The following is a 15,756-nucleotide window of genomic DNA, read 5'->3' as shown; positions in this document are numbered from 1 at the left end:
AGTTGGTTATTTGAATTGTCAGTTTTAAAAAAACTAATGGTTTATATATGAAACTATATTAAAGTTATCATTCAGGTACAACTTGCCACGGAAGACACTGCTAACGCGCTGTTCATCGAGAGACAATATGAAAAAGGGCCGAAGCGTATAGCCTCGACCTCTACTCATTAATGGTAAAATATTGGCGTAATATTTTCTCTGAACTGTATGTGTTTTCCTTCAGAAAGATGATGTGGGTCTAGTTTGAGGTTGGATGAGGTTGAGATTGGTTTCCTTGCCGGGTATACACAATCTTTTTGGTATTATTTTCACAATGCCCAACGATTTTACTTCCAGCTTGTTCAACGTGGTCATTAGCAACAATTTCCAATGTAAAGCCAGATTCCGGCACACCATTATTGATAATCTTCTGCGCAATTTGTTCTTTCACGCTTTCGCATGAAGCTTGTGCAGCAAGTGCAAGTGGGGATAGGGTAAGGAGCAGCGCACTACATAAAAGTGCTTTTTTCATCTTCATTATCATTACCTTTATATTACGGTCTGATAGGCATACCTGTATTGCTGTCTAAACAACGTTCGGTATTGGGTTCCCAATAAGCATTGATATTGGTGCTTTTCATACATGCATCACGAGCATCAATGGCTTTATCGAACTTGTCGAACTCTTTCTCAGCACGTTTATTAACCTTAGTGCGAAGATTTTTGGTTTCATCCCATTGTTCTTTGCTTTGACGGGCGGCTTCTTTATCAAGCACAGAATCTCCGCTGCCATGCACTGTGACGCAGGTACTTCCCGAAGTGCAAGTTGCCGCCAGTGCCGGTGTTTGCCATAACAATGGTATTGCCAGAGCGATAGCTGGCATAGCTTTTAATATTAAAGAATTACAAATATTCATCTTTTATCCTCTTGAAAGAGATGGAGTCAATTTATACCCGTCATCTTTCAAGCTGCCTCTTTGTTGGCTGCACTCACTCACCCCAGTCACATAGTTATCTATGCTCCCGGGGATTCGTTCCCTTGCCGTCGCGATGCAACTTGAAATCCATAGGGTATAGATGGCACAACAAGAAATTATCAGATAGATAAATTATAAGATAGCATCAAGATGTTCAACAAATTATCAAGAAGAATGTGATTATTCATCTCTGTGCACACTAAGTCCGGCAAATGATTGGCAAACTGGCATCATTTCTAATGTATTAATGTTGACATGTGCAGGTAAATTAGCTACCCAAAAAACAGCTTCAGTGACATCTTCAGCGGTTAATGCCTGGGTGCCATCGTAGGTTTTATTTACTTTATCATTGTCGCCTTTAAAACGTACTAAAGAAAACTCAGTTCCACCAACTAAACCGGGTTCTATATCAGTAACACGGATATTTTTTCCCTGTAAATCGGCCCGTAAACCTAAACTAAACTGTTTGACGAAAGCTTTAGTTGCGCCGTAAACATTCCCACCGGAATATGGCCAACTTGCAGCGGTAGAACCGATATTAATAATATGCCCATGATTTCTTGCTACCATTCCAGGCAGCAGAGCACGGGTCATATTGACAAGCCCTTTGACATTAGTATCAATCATGCTTTCCCAGTCATCCAGGTTAGCCAGATAAGCAGGTTCTAATCCAAGCGCTAAACCTGCATTATTGACTAAAATATCGATATGACGGAGTGATTCTGGTAATTGTTCTACAACTTGGTTGATAGCTGCCCGATCAGTTACATCAAATTGAACAAAGTAAAAGTTATCACCTAGTTCAGCTTTTAGTTTCTCTAACCGTTCTTTACGTCGTCCAGTCGCAATAACTTTAGCACCGTTTTGAATGAATCTTCTGGCAATTGATTCACCAAAACCTGACGTTGCTCCTGTCACAAAAACGATCATACAAAACCCCTTATTTACTTACACTGTTTCTACCTCAGTAAAGGGGGTTCTGTATTTTTAGTCAAGCGATGGTTGAAAAACTTTCAGTGATTTTCTTTTCATTCTTCCAGCATGATTTCTGGCAGAGGAAGTTGATCATTAATAATTGCATCCGCAATGCGGATTATATCTTCATCCAATGCACGATCAGTGATTAAAGGAGAGCTGATTTCGCGTACTGCATGGTAAAATTTAGCGGTTTCAGGCGCAATTTCACTAATATTGCCGCGCAGATGAATCGCCTGACAAACTACCAGAATGGTCATTGAAACAATATTGCGTAATTTTTGCTCCATTTCTAAAACATCTTGAGCGGCATGCAGACCTAAACTGACAATATCTTGATTGTATTGTTCTGTGGCGAGGGTATGAATGCCTGATGCAGCACAATCATGGCGAATTGCAGCAACTAAAGCGGTTTGAGAAAGTTGGACTCCTTTAAAACCTTGATACATGCCGGGTGTCGGACTAAGTGAATTAGGTAATCCACGTGAGAAACGGTTATCCATCATCAGTGCCACAATGGCATGAAGATGATTGGCAATTAAAGCAATATCCAGTTTTAATGCATCCATTGTCCGGGCGACATACTGTCCCATAAAATTCCCACCGTGTAGAACGTCGCCATTTTCTGGATCTATCAGTGGGTTATCATTAGCTGAGATAACTTCCCGTTCCAATATTTTCCGTGCGGTAGCTAACGATTCTGGCACTATACCTAATATCTGTGGTACACAACGAATTGAATAAACTTCCTGTAAGGTATCATTTAGCTGGGTAATTTCTTGATGACGACAAGCTTTATTGGCTTGTTCTTTAATCCCAGTTAATAAATTAACCTGAGTTGAACCCGTCAATAAATTACGCAATGCGCTTGCCACCGCTTTTTGCCCAGGATGATTTTTTACTTGCTGAATGCGGGCATCGTAATGTTCATGAGATGCAAGTAATGCTTCAACAGCAAGGGCAATAGCAGAGATTGAGGCTTTAAATAGTTTTTCCAGTTTAATGACGGCAATTGCACTGATGCCTGACATTACCCGTGTGCCGTTAATCAGAGCAAGACCTTCTTTTGCTTTTAACGATAATGGTGTCAACCCTGCGCGTTTAATTGCCTCAGCAGCATCAATTTCTGCACCCATATAATAAACTTTGCCGATGCCACATAATGCGCGTGCAATATAAGATAAAGGAATTAAATCACCGCTTGCACCCACGGAGCCATAGCGAGGAACCAGAGGAACAATGTCATGATTAATATGATCAACAATTGCTTGAGCGACAATTGGCCTGGTTGCAGACCAACCTTTGCAAACAGAAAGTAACATAGTAAATTGTGACGCTTTAATACAAGGTTTGGACATATAGTCCCCAGTACCAGCAGAAAGAAAAGTTAACAGATTTTGCTGATGCTCTGAAATCTTTTCAAATGGTACAACTAAATTGGCATTCCCCCCAAACCCCGTATTGATTCCATATATAACCTCTCCTGAGTTTAATTTTTCCTCCAATTTTTCACGACCATGCGCCAAAAGCTCAGTGATTTCCTCTGATATCTCGACTTTTTTTTGTTTTATCGCAATGTCATAGATATCTTCCAAAGAGATAAGGCCATTTTTATTAATAATAATGGTTGGCTGAACATCTTTAGCTTTCATTTTAATCTCCATATATAAGTATGGTAATAATATTTCAAAGAAACGAACACCCCTAAGGATACAAATTAGTATAGATATAAAATATAAGAATTAGTCAATTGAAAACAAAATTAAAATAAATAATTCGTAAAAATTAATTTACAAATTTAATGGAGGTGGATGATGCAATAATGACAATGAATATATTTACAATTTGCAATTATTTGCTTTTACTATCTGACAATAAATTGTCGGTAATATAAATTCCGTTGACATAAATTTGAGTTGACCATTAACAATCAAACAAATAGCAATTATTTGTTTTCCTAAGAATACAAGCTAGAATGTGATTATGTTACCACGCAAGTAAAGCAACTGGAGTGTTCATCGAAAAATAAATTGATATCTAGTCGAGGTGATTTATGTCAAAAATAATCCAGACAGATTCTCTTAGTGAACAGTCTTATAAGATAGATAATTTCAATCCATCAACTGAAACAATAAATTTCAGTTACACATCGGGAAGAACCGCATTACCAGTCTACAATAAATATGACACACGAAATAAACCTAAAGTTTTTGGCTATTATACAGATTGGTCGCAATATGATGGTAGATTACAAGGAAATCAAGATCCTATTCGTCGAGGTAGAGGAATAGATTTACAGCACCTTTTAGATAATCCTTTTGCTTATGATAAATTAGTTATTGGTTTCTGTGGAATATTAGGTGATGAGGGTGAAAAAAAGCAGCAAATTAAAGAGCAAGCGCCATTATTTGCCCGCACCAATAATGGAGAAGTAACATTCACAGATGCTTGGGGAGATTGCCAATCTTATCAGAATTGTACTTATTCTGGTTGGCAAGATATCCAAATGCCAAGGGATTTTGAACAATCTAAAAGTATGGGCGTATTAGGTGGATTGGCTAAAGTTCAACAAGCGGCAAAAGCTCAAGGCCATGACCTTATTATGTCATTTAGTGTTGGCGGTTGGACCATGAGTAATGGCTTTTATAATATGGTCAGAGACGAAACATTAAAATCCTATTTCTGTTCGAGTCTAGTTGATATATTCCAACGTTTCCCTATGTTTACAGAAATTGATATTGATTGGGAGTATCCGGGAGTTGCTGGAAATGAAGGTAACATATATGCGCCAGACGATGGCGATTATTATGTTAGTTTAATTAAAGATTTAACTGCTGCTTTTAAAGAAGCAGGTCGTTCAGATATAAAAATAAGTATCGCTTGTTCGGCGGTACCAGAGAAAATGGAAAAATCAAAAATACCTGAATTACTGCAAGCTGGGCTATATGGTATTAACGTTATGACCTATGATTTCTTTGGTACTCCGTGGGCTGAAAGGTTGTTACATCACACGAATCTCCGTAATTATCCTGGCGGTGAGAATAGTGTGGAAAAGGCGGTTGAATACTTATTGAGCCTTGGTGTGCCTGCGTCTGCAATCAACATTGGTTACACCGGCTATTCACGCAATGGAAGAAATACGGTTATTGATAGTTATTCTCCATTATCTGGCAGTTATGATCCTGGCTATGTCCCGAAAAAAGATCCGAAGATTACAACGACCGGCTCATTTGAATCAGGGACAACAGAATGGTACGACACGATATATAATTATTTAGATTTGGAAGAAAAGAGGGGGATATATAATTTTGACTTGTATACTGATGAAATAGCAGATGCTGATTATCTCTATAATAAGGAAAGCAAGTTGTTTATTTCTCTTGATACTCCTCGTTCCGTTAAAGCTAAGGCACAATATGCATTAGAAAAGAATCTGGGGGGAATATTTACATGGACCGCAGACCAAGATCGTGGTTTATTAGTCAATGCAGCTAGAGAAGGTCTTGGTTGTGAGTTAATCACGAAAAAGATAGATATGGCACCATTCTATTTCAAAGGTATTAATGTTGAACCGGTTGATCCAGTTAATCCAGATACAGGGAGTGATTACCCTGTCTGGGATGCAAATAAAGTGTATAAGGCTGGCGATAGAGTGAGTTGGAACAAGCAAAATTGGGAAGCTAAATGGTGGAATAGAGGAACCGTGCCAGACGGTGCAGAAACATCTGATGCTTATCCTTGGGTAAAAATTGCATAATTAATTAAACCAAGCCACCAGTATGATATATACTGGTGGCGGCTCCTTTTTAGTTCTTTTTTATCTTTACTTTTTTCTTACTGTTGTAATCAGTGTATCTGGAGTAATGATATGTAATGATATATCCGCTCAGGTATGACAATTCACTCGGAATATTAACGCCGGTGTTGATAACCTTGAGATGTATTTCTTCTTATGCTCAAATGCCGTTGTTTTAATGGTGGTATTGAAAAATGTCCTACCGCATTCTGAGCGCTGCGCAGTGAAATTCCAACGATCTCGTTAGCATATGCGCGCATTTGTTGCTCATAATCTGAAATTGCCTTGACTAACTCTTCGTGGCCCGACGCTACACTGGCAAGCTTCTGTGTGAGTAAAAGAGCATCTCGCAGCGCTGTGTTCGCTCCTGAGCCTGTCATTGGCGTCATGTTATGAATAGCATCCCCAAGTAATGTGACAGCACTCGATTTCCAAGGTAGAAGATGAGGCATGCTGCGTAAATGTAGCGGAGATATGTTTTCCATATCACTTTGTTTAATCAGAGTATGTAGGCTTGGGTCCCATGAAATCATACGGGCTCGGACCAGATCACAGAGGGCTTCTGCGGAAAAATCGGTGATATTGTAAGGAAGACTATCTGTTGCCGCTACGTAAACCCATACTATAAAGTTATCGATTTCTGCTAAAGCGGCGTCTACATGGATATTAACTGGGGCACGCCACATAGAGATGAACAACCAGTCGGGGCTTTTAGGTACGATGCTGTTAGGTGTGCCGTCCAGGAAATTTTGGGGTAGTAAAGCTGTGAGATCCGGGGTAAGACGCGCACGACCAATGACCATACTAACACCAACATCGAATCTTTCGATAAAAGGAAGGTATTGTTTACGTACTTTTGAATTGCTGGCATCTGCACCGATAAGCACATCGACATTTTCGTGACTGCCATCGGCAAAGAAAATTTTAATACCACCGTTTTCAATATGTTCATAACGGACGAATGTTTTATTCCATTGAATTATGCTTGAAAGCCCCTTGTTTAGTATTTCTTTCAGTTCAGTTCTGCTGATTGACAGACGTTGCTCGGAAATAATCTTTCCTGCCATTGGCGAAATACCACCCTGAACGGCGAGAAGACGCATACGTTCATTATAAAACCGTGATTGTCCGCCAATATATCTTGATGCCTCCTTAAAGGTTAGCCAGTTTGCATCCGGGAGGCATTCTTGCAGTGCCTGCTTGCCGAATGTATTAATATGAATTCCATAACCGGGAAGTTCGGATGACAACGCAGGGTTTCGTTCATAGATCGTTACTCTGATTCCATTTTTACGTAATCCATGAGCTAAACATGCACCCCCAATTCCTGCCCCAATAATACCAACGTGCATAATATTTTCTCCAGTTGTAGATACAAGAGATTCTGGCTAGATCAGGTGAGACTATATCTATCTGATATTATCTAATCGTAGCCATGATTTTTTTTGTAGTATTTAAAATAAAAATATACGGTACATAGAAAGAGAGCAAGGTGTTCTCTAGTTATTTTTTTAAAAATATTTCGCCAAAAATTTATATTGCTGTTTATTAAATAATTGAATGCTTAAGTTACAGAAGTGAACTTTTATTTTTTACAGGTTTTGATTCGTTATTAAATCAATATTCATCTTGCTTTGATTGTTATTGTCTTAAACTATTCAAATGGATTATAAATATGATAAGGGTAAAGATCATGTAATAAATTATTAGCTATATTCTTATGGATATGAAATTATTCCAACTTTAATTAAGTCTAATATATTTTTCCCGTTATGAAATACTTTAATTACTTGTTGTCATGAATTTAGTGAGGGTGACCACTATACTAACTATGATTGGTCATTATGAGCTAGTACCACTGATTTATCATTTTGTTCGGAGAAATAGATATGAGTAATCAGGATGTTAAAGCGATGTATAACCGATATCCATATCCTAGTTCTGCCATTGGGGATAATCTTATTTATGATATGGCCACGGTGGTAGGGTTGATATTTAAGCCGGGTTATTTAACGGGAAAATATGTGCTCGATTTAGGGTATGGAACGGGACATCGTTTGGTAGGGCTGGCAAGTATGTATCCCGATACCCAATTTGTGGGCGTTGATATGACGGATAAAGCGTTAGAGGTAGCAGATAAGTTGATCTCTTATCATCGATTGGATAACGTCACGTTAGAAAATAATACGATTGAGAAGCTAACACGAGATAATCAATTTGATGTTGTTGTTTCTACCGGTGTTATTCATCATATGGAGTGTCCACAAGAGGGTTTTTTAACAGCGTCACGTTCATTAAATGAAGAAGGTATGGCGCTTATTTGGCTATACAATGCTATAGGAGAATATGAACGATTAAGGCAGCGAGAACTTTTACAGATTTTTGCAAAACAAATTCATACAGAAGAATATTTTTTACATACTGATTTAATGAATAAACTATGCAAAAACTTAAGTCAGAATCAATATGGCGATAGAACAGCTAATCATTTGGATGATAGTGTTGATCAGATTGCTGTTAATGTAGACGCATTTTTGAATCCTATTGTCAATGCATATAGATATGATGAGATATGCGATTTTTATTATAAATCTGGCTTTAAGTGTGTGAAATGTTGTGGGTTTAATCGTGAAAACGGCAGTAAGCTTTTTGCTGGATGTGGCGATCAATTCAATGATGAATGTTTTCTTCAATATCGAGATTTGCTTTTAGATAAACAGTTAAGTCAACTATTTAATACTCTTGATTATAACCAGAAAGTGCGTGTTATTGAGCTTTTGTGGAAACCAACCGGTATATCTTCAATTGGGTTTAAATCTGAAAATGCCCAGTCTTTTGTCAATGATTGGCTAAGAGGATAATAGGATAATAGGAGGAATAACGGTTATTTCGGATAGTAAGTTAAACTTTCGTAAAGTGAGTGCCAAGCCAGAAACGTCTACTTTCTCGTTACTGGCTATTTTGCATTGACAAATTCGAGTTAATCGTAATATTCCGGTGCCTGACGGAATGTTGGCCAGGCATCCGGATCGTGCCCTGTTACCACAATTGCATTCGTGCGTTTGGCTAGATGCCGCAGTTTTTGCACCGAACGTACGGTTTCAGTGGCAGAGGTGAGAAACCCAGGTAATGCACGTTCTTCCCAGTGATCGAGGGTATAAGCGGCATCAATCGTTAACAGCAGGTTGCCGCTGTTCGGCAGGGTCACCAGTAGTGATTGATGTCCCGGCGAATGCCCTGGAGTAAATATCGTTTTTAACGTGCCATCGCCATAAACATCAAACATGTCATTGCGTTCCCCATCGAGAAATTCCCATTTCAGACCGGGACGGTCAAAATCCTTGCGGATATAGCCACCAGCAGAAAACCAGTCAGGTGTGTAGGCGTATTCATATTCACGTCGTTGTACGATATGTGTCGCGTTGGGGAAGCGTCCTATTGCGCCAGTGTGATCGAGATGAAGATGGGATTGCACTACATAGCGGATATCTGCGGGATCGATACCCAACTTTTTAACTTGAGCGACACAACCTTCATCTTCACGCATCACCGGCCAGTAGGCTTTGGTGATATTTCCCCAGTAGCCTTTGGGGTCAGTTGCAGTTTCAACTGCATTGCCGCCGTCAATTAGTGTATGGCCGTTAGGATGAGTGAGTAAGAAAAATGGAATCGGAATTTCATAATCGGCACCGTTGCCTTGATTCATCTTGATGTTGTGAACCTTACATTTTATGGTTCCGGTTTGCAGCATATACAGGCGAATGTCTGACATAACGTTAACCTTTTTATCGGGTTTGTAGGGTAGTTCAAGTTTGGAAGGCTACCAGCATCACCTTACCTTAAAAGTGCTAAATCGAAAGTGCTAAATCAGCATAGCCTCTAACACCAAATTTTGATTTAGCTGATTTTACAGCATCTAAAACCGCAGCAGCCATGACCTCGGCAGCAAGAATACCAACCGTATTCACTGATGAGTTCACACCACCTGTTGCCGCTGCAAAAATAGTATCCCCGTCGCTCATGGTATGAACGGGGTATATCGTTCTCGCCAGGCCATCATGAGCCATCTGGGCAACTTTTTTCATCTGGCTTTTGTTCATATTGGCGTTACAACAAATTATGCCAATAGTCGTATTTGCTCCCTGAATGAAATTATTATCTTTATTATTTTTTATAATGTAGGGAGTGAGATCGATAAGATGACCGTTTTTATCACATGCACCTGCAATGGTTTTACCATTTTTAGGGTCTCTGATTTCACCAACAGCATTTACAACAACCATTGCGCCAATTGTCAGCCCCCCAGGTAATTTAACCGATGCGGTTCCAAGGCCACCTTTCATGGCTTTGTCAAAACCGGCCATTTTACCTATAGTGGCTCCGGCACCGGCACCAGTATTTCCCGATGGAAAAGGACTTACAGAAGCGTTTTGCGTGGCAACATAGCCCATTTTAGCGTCAGGGCGCACAGCAGGATCGCCAAAATTTAGATCAAAAATTATCGCGGCAGGGACGATAGGTACGACAGTAACACCGACATCAAACCCTTGTTTTCTTTCTTCAAGATAGCGCATTACGCCAGAGGCGGAATCTAACCCGAAAGCACTACCTCCGCTTAACACCACCGCGTTGACTTTCTGAACAGTATTAATGGGATCTAAAAGCTCGGTTTCCCTTGTCCCCGGGGCAGAGCCTCTGACATCAACGCCACAAACAGCTCCGTTGTCAAAAATGATAATGCTACAACCGGTTTGTTCCAACTCATCCTCAGCATGCCCAACCTTAACACCCGGTACATCTAAAATGGTTCCATTTGTCTTATACATAAATGTTCACACCTTAATCTTTAAAATAACTCATTACAGGTTTTAATGATTTTCGATGTGAATCATAGCAAAGGCGACCAAACAAACTGTGATGTTTAGTGGGAGTTCTGTTTGATAAACGAAAGGGGACATTGATCTATCAGTCAGAAAAATTAATTTTTTCCGTGGCTCCTGCTGCCAGCGTTTCAAGACTGGTAGGCGATAGTGGAATGCGAGGAGCTGGTATTGCCCAATGTTTGATATCGTGGAGAATGGCAGAACAGATTTTTCCCTGACAAGCTCCCATGCCACACCGTGTTGCCATTTTTGCACTATTCCAATCTTGGAATGGTTCAAGCTCGTTTAAACTTACGTCTTCACAACGACAGATCAAGGTATCGGCGGGAAGTGCCTGTGTGATCTCTTTATTTAATTTAAACGTTTGTGCTACCGCTGTGGCAAAACAGTGCCATTTTCTTCGTTTCTGCTGCCATTTTGCAGCCAGTGCGTATTTACCACTCGCTGCAAACCCGGCAATAAATCCTTCACAAAGTGCAAGTTCACTGCCGCCAATACCTGTGCATTCTCCTGCTGCATATACACTAGGTATAGTCGTCTGTTGCCACGCATCTACCTGAACATTTCCTTGTTCATCCAGCAAGCAACCAAGTAATTGTGCCAATTCTGTATTTGGTCTTAAACCAAAACCGCAAGCTAAACGTGTACAGGGTAATTTCTGTTTCTGCCCTTTATTACTGATATACACTCCGGTCAACCTGCCTTCTATCGAGGTTTCCACGCCTAACACCATACTGTTTTTGTAATAATTTTTAAGTGGCATGAGAGCGATGGCTTGATGCAACTTGTTAGGCCAGCGCAGCAGTCGCAAGCCAAACGAAAATAAGCGGTGTAAAGGCGCTTGTTCAATGATACCAACCACGTTCCCTCCCGCTTTTTTTACCGTCTTCGCAACCGCGAGCAGAAGGGGACCGCTACCGGCAATAACGACACGCTCATCAGTCATGGGCAGGCCATTTTTTATCAATGCCTGCAATCCGCCTGCGCCCGTGACACCCGGCAACGTCCATCCGGGAAAAGGAAGTAATTTTTCTTTGGCTCCAGTACAAAGAATGAGGCGTTGGTAGTGAACCATTCGGTGCCTACTTGCCGTTTCAACAATCACACATTGGCTGTCTACTGCAATCACTTTACAACCCGGTAAATAGATCAAGTCATCTTCTGATAGTACCGACAAATAACGTTTCGCTATCGGTGGCAATGTATGAAATGGTCCTTGACGCCAAATTTGCCCGCCTGCTTTGGGATTGTCATCAATCAGGATAACGGATTGTTGTCCTTGTATCGCAGCTTGTGCGGTAGCTAATCCTGCCGGTCCTGCGCCAACAACCAGAACATCACAGTGCAATACCGTAGAAGAAGAGGGTGTTGTCATGTTCAGATCCTCTCGACTTTCATACCCATTTCGCAAATTGTCTGGCACGCTACACGACGGCGACCATTAATCATCAAACGGCATTCCTGGCAGATCCCCATACCGCAAAAAGGCACTCTCAATTGATGTGATACAGAGATACGGCAATGCTCATCACCGATATACGCTAGCGCTGCCGCTACAGTAATCCCCGCAGGCACGGTGATCAGTTCGCCATCAATAAATAAAGCGGTAAATGGTGGTTTTTTGAGTGTCATGGCGACCTCTTACAGGCCATAGCAGTGAAACGTGCGGGTTGGTAAGGCAGTGGATCAATCTCCGTTTTTCTGTTCAGCATCGATGCAGAGATGATTTTGGCGCTGCCCGGTGCGGTCGTCACACCTAATCCTTCATGGCCCACAGCCAGCCATAGCCATTCGTAATCAGGATGTTGCCCCAATAGCGGCAATCCATCTGGAGTCGCAGCACGAAAGCCAGACCAACAACGTAAGATATTCATCTGACCAAGTTGAGGTAAGAAATAAAGTGCGCGTTGGAGCATAGAACGGAGTAGGGCGAGATCAATAGTGTGTTGTTCATTATGGAACTGGCGTGAGGAGCCGATTAGAAGCTGACCAGTAGGGCGAGCCTGAACGTTGAAAGCGATTGACGTACCATTCGATGCATGTGTACTGGCGCTATACCCTAATTCCACCAGTTGATGTGTGATGCAGGTAGGGTAACGATCTGTAATCGCCAGTTGCCCTTTTTTAGGGATAATCGGTAATTCAGGTAATAGATGTGTGCTCCACAGCCCATTTGCCAACAATATTCTCGGCGCGCAATATTTCTTTCCATCATGTAGCACAACGGTCTGAGGCTCTAAGGCATGTACTTGCCCTTTAATAAACTGAGTCTTTTCATTACAGCGAGCAAGAAACCAGTGTACGACATTCGGTGCATAGACCATCCCATCCTCAGGAACAGACAAACCACCGGCAATCCCACTTCTCACCATAGGTTCCAGTTGGTGAATCTGTGTCGCTGTCATCGGGGTATTTTCAATTCCATAGGCGGCGAGACGTGCGCTTTTTTCCTCAGCCAGTGCCATTTCATCCTCTGCATCCGCCAGCCAAAGTGTGCCGCATCTACGCCAGGCACAATTTTCTGGCATATGTGGGGTGAACGTTCGCCATATATCTAATGAGTAACTACTCAGTGCCAGTTCAGCAGGATTATCGTCCATACACACGAGATGCCCCATTCCTGCCTGTGTTGCCCCTTTACCACCATCATCAATTACAGCGACTTTCAAACCATCCTGTACCAATTGATAAGCACATGCGGTTCCAACGATGCCAGCGCCAACGATAATGACATCCGATATTTGGCAGGGAGTCATACATTGATTCCCCAGACAAAAGGATCGCTCTTGGCAATGATTAACTTGTTATCACCGTAAACATGCGCTGTTCCCCTGATCACTGGAGCAATTTTCCGACCAACCCACTGATATTGGGCTTCAAAAACACTACCAATAATGCTGGATTGGTGCCAAATCTCACCCGGCTGCAATTTTCCATCCGCCGCCAAACAGGCTAACTTAGCGCTTGTACCAGTGCCACACGGTGAACGGTCATAGGCTTTCCCCGGACATAACACAAAATTGCGACTATCAGCATCGTTATCAGGAGCGAACAATTCAATATGGTCAATACATTCACCATTTTCACCGGTGATCCCCGCTTGTTCCAGAGCCTGCCTGACTGCCCAACTGTATTGCGTAAGTTCATCGATATGGTGAGGGGTTAGAAACAGGTTATGCTGACCGATCAGAAAAAACCAATTTCCTCCCCAGGCAATATCTCCATTAACATCACCTATATCAGGCACGTTCACGGTGACATTTTGCTGATAACGATAAGAGGGGACATTATAAACAGACACTGCTCCATCCTTATGGAGTACCGCCTCGACAATCCCAACAGGGGTCTCAATTTTATATTTGTTGGGGGTCAACCAGCTCAGATGATAGAGCGAAGTAATAAGGCCCATCGTGCCGTGGCCGCACATGCCTAAGTATCCCGTGTTATTAAAGAAGATAACCCCCATATCTGCGTCAGGTGTAGTAGGCGGACATAAAAGTGCACCTACCAACATATTATTCCCTTTTGGCTCAAGAATGAGAGCCTTGCGCCAGTGATCAAATTCGGCTTCAAAGCGTTGACGCTGTTTGGCGACGGTTCCTTCGCCAAGAGATGGAAATCCCTCGATTACCGTGCGGGTAGGTTCTCCACCTGTGTGTGAATCAATGACGCGAACAATCTGATAATCATGCTTATCTGCCATAAAGCCATCCAATTAACGTATTTTTAGTAAATGGTGGCGTAGTATTTCGTTTGCCGCTTGATGAATTTCATACTGCAATATGCTGAAATCAGCACAATGAAAAAATCATTGAATTATCATAGAGGCACTTCAATAAAATGAAAAATTATACATAAACCCGATGAGTGTTATTTCTGTTTTTACCAGAAAAAATTTATGCATTAATCTATAAAATCAAATAGGTAAACAAGGAGGCCGGAATAACTTTCTGTGACAATTATCACATGAACATAAAATAGCTCTTTTGAATATTGCTAATATGTCGAATCTGATATTTATCTTTTTAATCAAGGTAAATAACTAAACATGGGTCAAAAATCCCATTTTAATGGTAATAGAGTGGAGATATTGATGATGAATATATACCAGAACAATGAAAAAAATGGCATTGGTACAAATGGTCATGATGCTTGTAATGTTGAGTTTTTATCGGCGCTTTGTAGTGGATTAGTTAATCACAAACCCAATAACCTGCAAGATATTCTCAATGCGGTTGCTTTAATTACACCATTGTTAAATGCAATTCCCAGCGTGGTTTTCTTTATCAAAGATATCAAAGCACGTTATCTAATTGCGAACCTTACGCTAGCCACACGCTGCGGATTTAAGTCGATCTCTGCGCTACTCGGTAAAACCTCTTCCGAAATCTTTCCTGCTCAGATGGGTAGTTGTTACACCGAACAGGATTTACGTGTGTTGCATCAAGGGATAATTATCCAAAACCAACTGGAGCTACATTTTTATCATGGACGCAAAGCAGGTTGGTGCATGACATATAAATTGCCATTGTATAATCAGCATAATCAAGTTATTGGTATGGCAGGAATTTCTCATGATTTAATGGAAGTTAAGGAAAATCACCCTGTGTACCAAAAATTGGCTATCGTTGATGATTATATTCGTGAAAATTTTGATCGAACAATTCGTCTCGAAGAGTTAACTGATTTAACACGTCTCTCGGTTGCTCAATTGGAACGTTACTGTAAACGTATCTTTCACCTGACACCTCGGCAAATGATCCACAAAATTAGAATTGAAAAAGCGTCTGAATTGTTGGCTACAGAATTATCTATCACAGATGTCGCCTTGCAATGTGGTTATACGGATCACAGCGCATTTACTCGGCAATTTAAAGCGTCAACTGGACTCACGCCCAGTGATTTTCGTCAGTCAATAGGACCGGAGTAATTTGCCGTATTGGGTTAATTAATCATATATTTGAGAAGCCGATCTTTTTACCTGTCATTAGGGCTCCATCAAGGTCTCTCGCTTTAAGTTTGCCATTCCTATTATGCTAATTTCGTCATTGTTCACTGTGAAAAGTCACAAGCTTCTCTGTAGTGAAATAGCCATCATTCCACTAAAACCAATGAGTCACATTTTGTTAACAAAATAAAAACAATT

General features: G+C 41.0%; 14 protein-coding genes. 3 read left to right on the top strand and 11 right to left on the bottom strand.

The window, feature by feature from the left end; all coding sequences use genetic code 11:
• Positions 1 to 238 precede the first annotated feature (238 nt).
• The 4 genes from EAE91_RS08005 to stlA all read right to left on the bottom strand — a co-directional run bounded on the left by EAE91_RS08005 (position 239) and on the right by stlA (position 3,583).
• Positions 239 to 511: a DUF1161 domain-containing protein gene (locus tag EAE91_RS08005; protein WP_214088129.1), complete on the bottom strand. Its 273-nt coding sequence runs from the start codon at positions 509 to 511 to the stop codon at positions 239 to 241.
• Between the two features lie 22 nt (positions 512 to 533).
• A complete protein-coding gene (locus EAE91_RS08000; protein WP_214088029.1) occupies positions 534 to 896 on the bottom strand; it encodes a DUF1283 family protein in 363 nt (120 codons plus the stop codon).
• 240 nt (positions 897 to 1,136) lie between these two features.
• The gene (gene ydfG / locus EAE91_RS07995) at positions 1,137 to 1,886 is read right to left on the bottom strand and encodes a bifunctional NADP-dependent 3-hydroxy acid dehydrogenase/3-hydroxypropionate dehydrogenase YdfG (protein WP_214088028.1); all 750 of its coding nucleotides are present in this window, start codon (positions 1,884 to 1,886) and stop codon (positions 1,137 to 1,139) included.
• A 98-nt stretch (positions 1,887 to 1,984) separates the two neighbouring features.
• Positions 1,985 to 3,583 (bottom strand): phenylalanine ammonia-lyase StlA, encoded by a 1,599-nt coding sequence (gene stlA, locus EAE91_RS07990; RefSeq protein WP_214088027.1) that lies wholly within the window; start codon positions 3,581 to 3,583, stop codon positions 1,985 to 1,987.
• 401 nt (positions 3,584 to 3,984) lie between these two features.
• On the opposite strand from stlA, the gene EAE91_RS07985 reads away from it, so the two are divergent.
• Positions 3,985 to 5,688: a glycoside hydrolase family 18 protein gene (locus EAE91_RS07985; protein ID WP_214088026.1), complete on the top strand. Its 1,704-nt coding sequence runs from the start codon at positions 3,985 to 3,987 to the stop codon at positions 5,686 to 5,688.
• Positions 5,689 to 5,843: 155 nt separating this feature from the next.
• On the opposite strand, the gene EAE91_RS07980 is transcribed toward EAE91_RS07985, so the two are convergent.
• Complete coding sequence (locus EAE91_RS07980; protein ID WP_214088025.1) at positions 5,844 to 7,079, bottom strand: stiblene epoxidase; 1,236 nt, start codon at positions 7,077 to 7,079, stop codon at positions 5,844 to 5,846.
• Positions 7,080 to 7,616: 537 nt separating this feature from the next.
• Between EAE91_RS07980 and EAE91_RS07975 the strand changes: the two genes are divergently transcribed.
• Positions 7,617 to 8,588: a class I SAM-dependent methyltransferase gene (locus EAE91_RS07975; RefSeq protein WP_244868732.1), complete on the top strand. Its 972-nt coding sequence runs from the start codon at positions 7,617 to 7,619 to the stop codon at positions 8,586 to 8,588.
• A gap of 119 nt (positions 8,589 to 8,707) precedes the next feature.
• Here the strand turns inward: EAE91_RS07975 and attM are convergent, their stop codons facing one another.
• The 6 genes from attM to EAE91_RS07945 form a co-directional block, all read right to left on the bottom strand.
• Positions 8,708 to 9,499, bottom strand: a complete 792-nt coding sequence (gene attM / locus EAE91_RS07970) for an AttM family quorum-quenching N-acyl homoserine lactonase (protein WP_214088024.1) — start codon at positions 9,497 to 9,499, stop codon at positions 8,708 to 8,710.
• A 76-nt stretch (positions 9,500 to 9,575) separates the two neighbouring features.
• Positions 9,576 to 10,553: a P1 family peptidase gene (locus tag EAE91_RS07965; protein WP_214088023.1), complete on the bottom strand. Its 978-nt coding sequence runs from the start codon at positions 10,551 to 10,553 to the stop codon at positions 9,576 to 9,578.
• A 139-nt stretch (positions 10,554 to 10,692) separates the two neighbouring features.
• Positions 10,693 to 11,985, bottom strand: a complete 1,293-nt coding sequence (locus EAE91_RS07960; protein WP_214088022.1) for an FAD-dependent oxidoreductase — start codon at positions 11,983 to 11,985, stop codon at positions 10,693 to 10,695.
• Positions 11,986 to 11,987: 2 nt separating this feature from the next.
• Complete coding sequence (locus EAE91_RS07955; protein WP_214088021.1) at positions 11,988 to 12,242, bottom strand: (2Fe-2S)-binding protein; 255 nt, start codon at positions 12,240 to 12,242, stop codon at positions 11,988 to 11,990.
• Positions 12,239 to 13,366: an NAD(P)/FAD-dependent oxidoreductase gene (locus EAE91_RS07950; protein ID WP_214088020.1), complete on the bottom strand. Its 1,128-nt coding sequence runs from the start codon at positions 13,364 to 13,366 to the stop codon at positions 12,239 to 12,241. The genes EAE91_RS07955 and EAE91_RS07950 overlap by 4 nt, the downstream gene beginning before the upstream one ends.
• Positions 13,363 to 14,313, bottom strand: coding sequence for a 4-hydroxyproline epimerase (locus EAE91_RS07945; protein WP_214088019.1), 951 nt, complete (start codon positions 14,311 to 14,313; stop codon positions 13,363 to 13,365). Before EAE91_RS07945 ends, EAE91_RS07950 begins: the two co-directional genes overlap by 4 nt.
• Positions 14,314 to 14,703: 390 nt before the next feature.
• Here EAE91_RS07945 and EAE91_RS07940 point away from each other — a divergent pair, with 390 nt between their 5' ends.
• Positions 14,704 to 15,540, top strand: a complete 837-nt coding sequence (locus EAE91_RS07940) for a helix-turn-helix domain-containing protein (RefSeq protein WP_214088018.1) — start codon at positions 14,704 to 14,706, stop codon at positions 15,538 to 15,540.
• Positions 15,541 to 15,756: the final 216 nt, after the last annotated feature.

This window comes from Photorhabdus noenieputensis (genome assembly GCF_018448935.1).
Classification (GTDB): domain Bacteria; phylum Pseudomonadota; class Gammaproteobacteria; order Enterobacterales; family Enterobacteriaceae; genus Photorhabdus; species Photorhabdus noenieputensis.
Note: the sequence above shows the minus strand (reverse complement) of the source record. Positions and strands in the feature narration are given on the sequence as shown.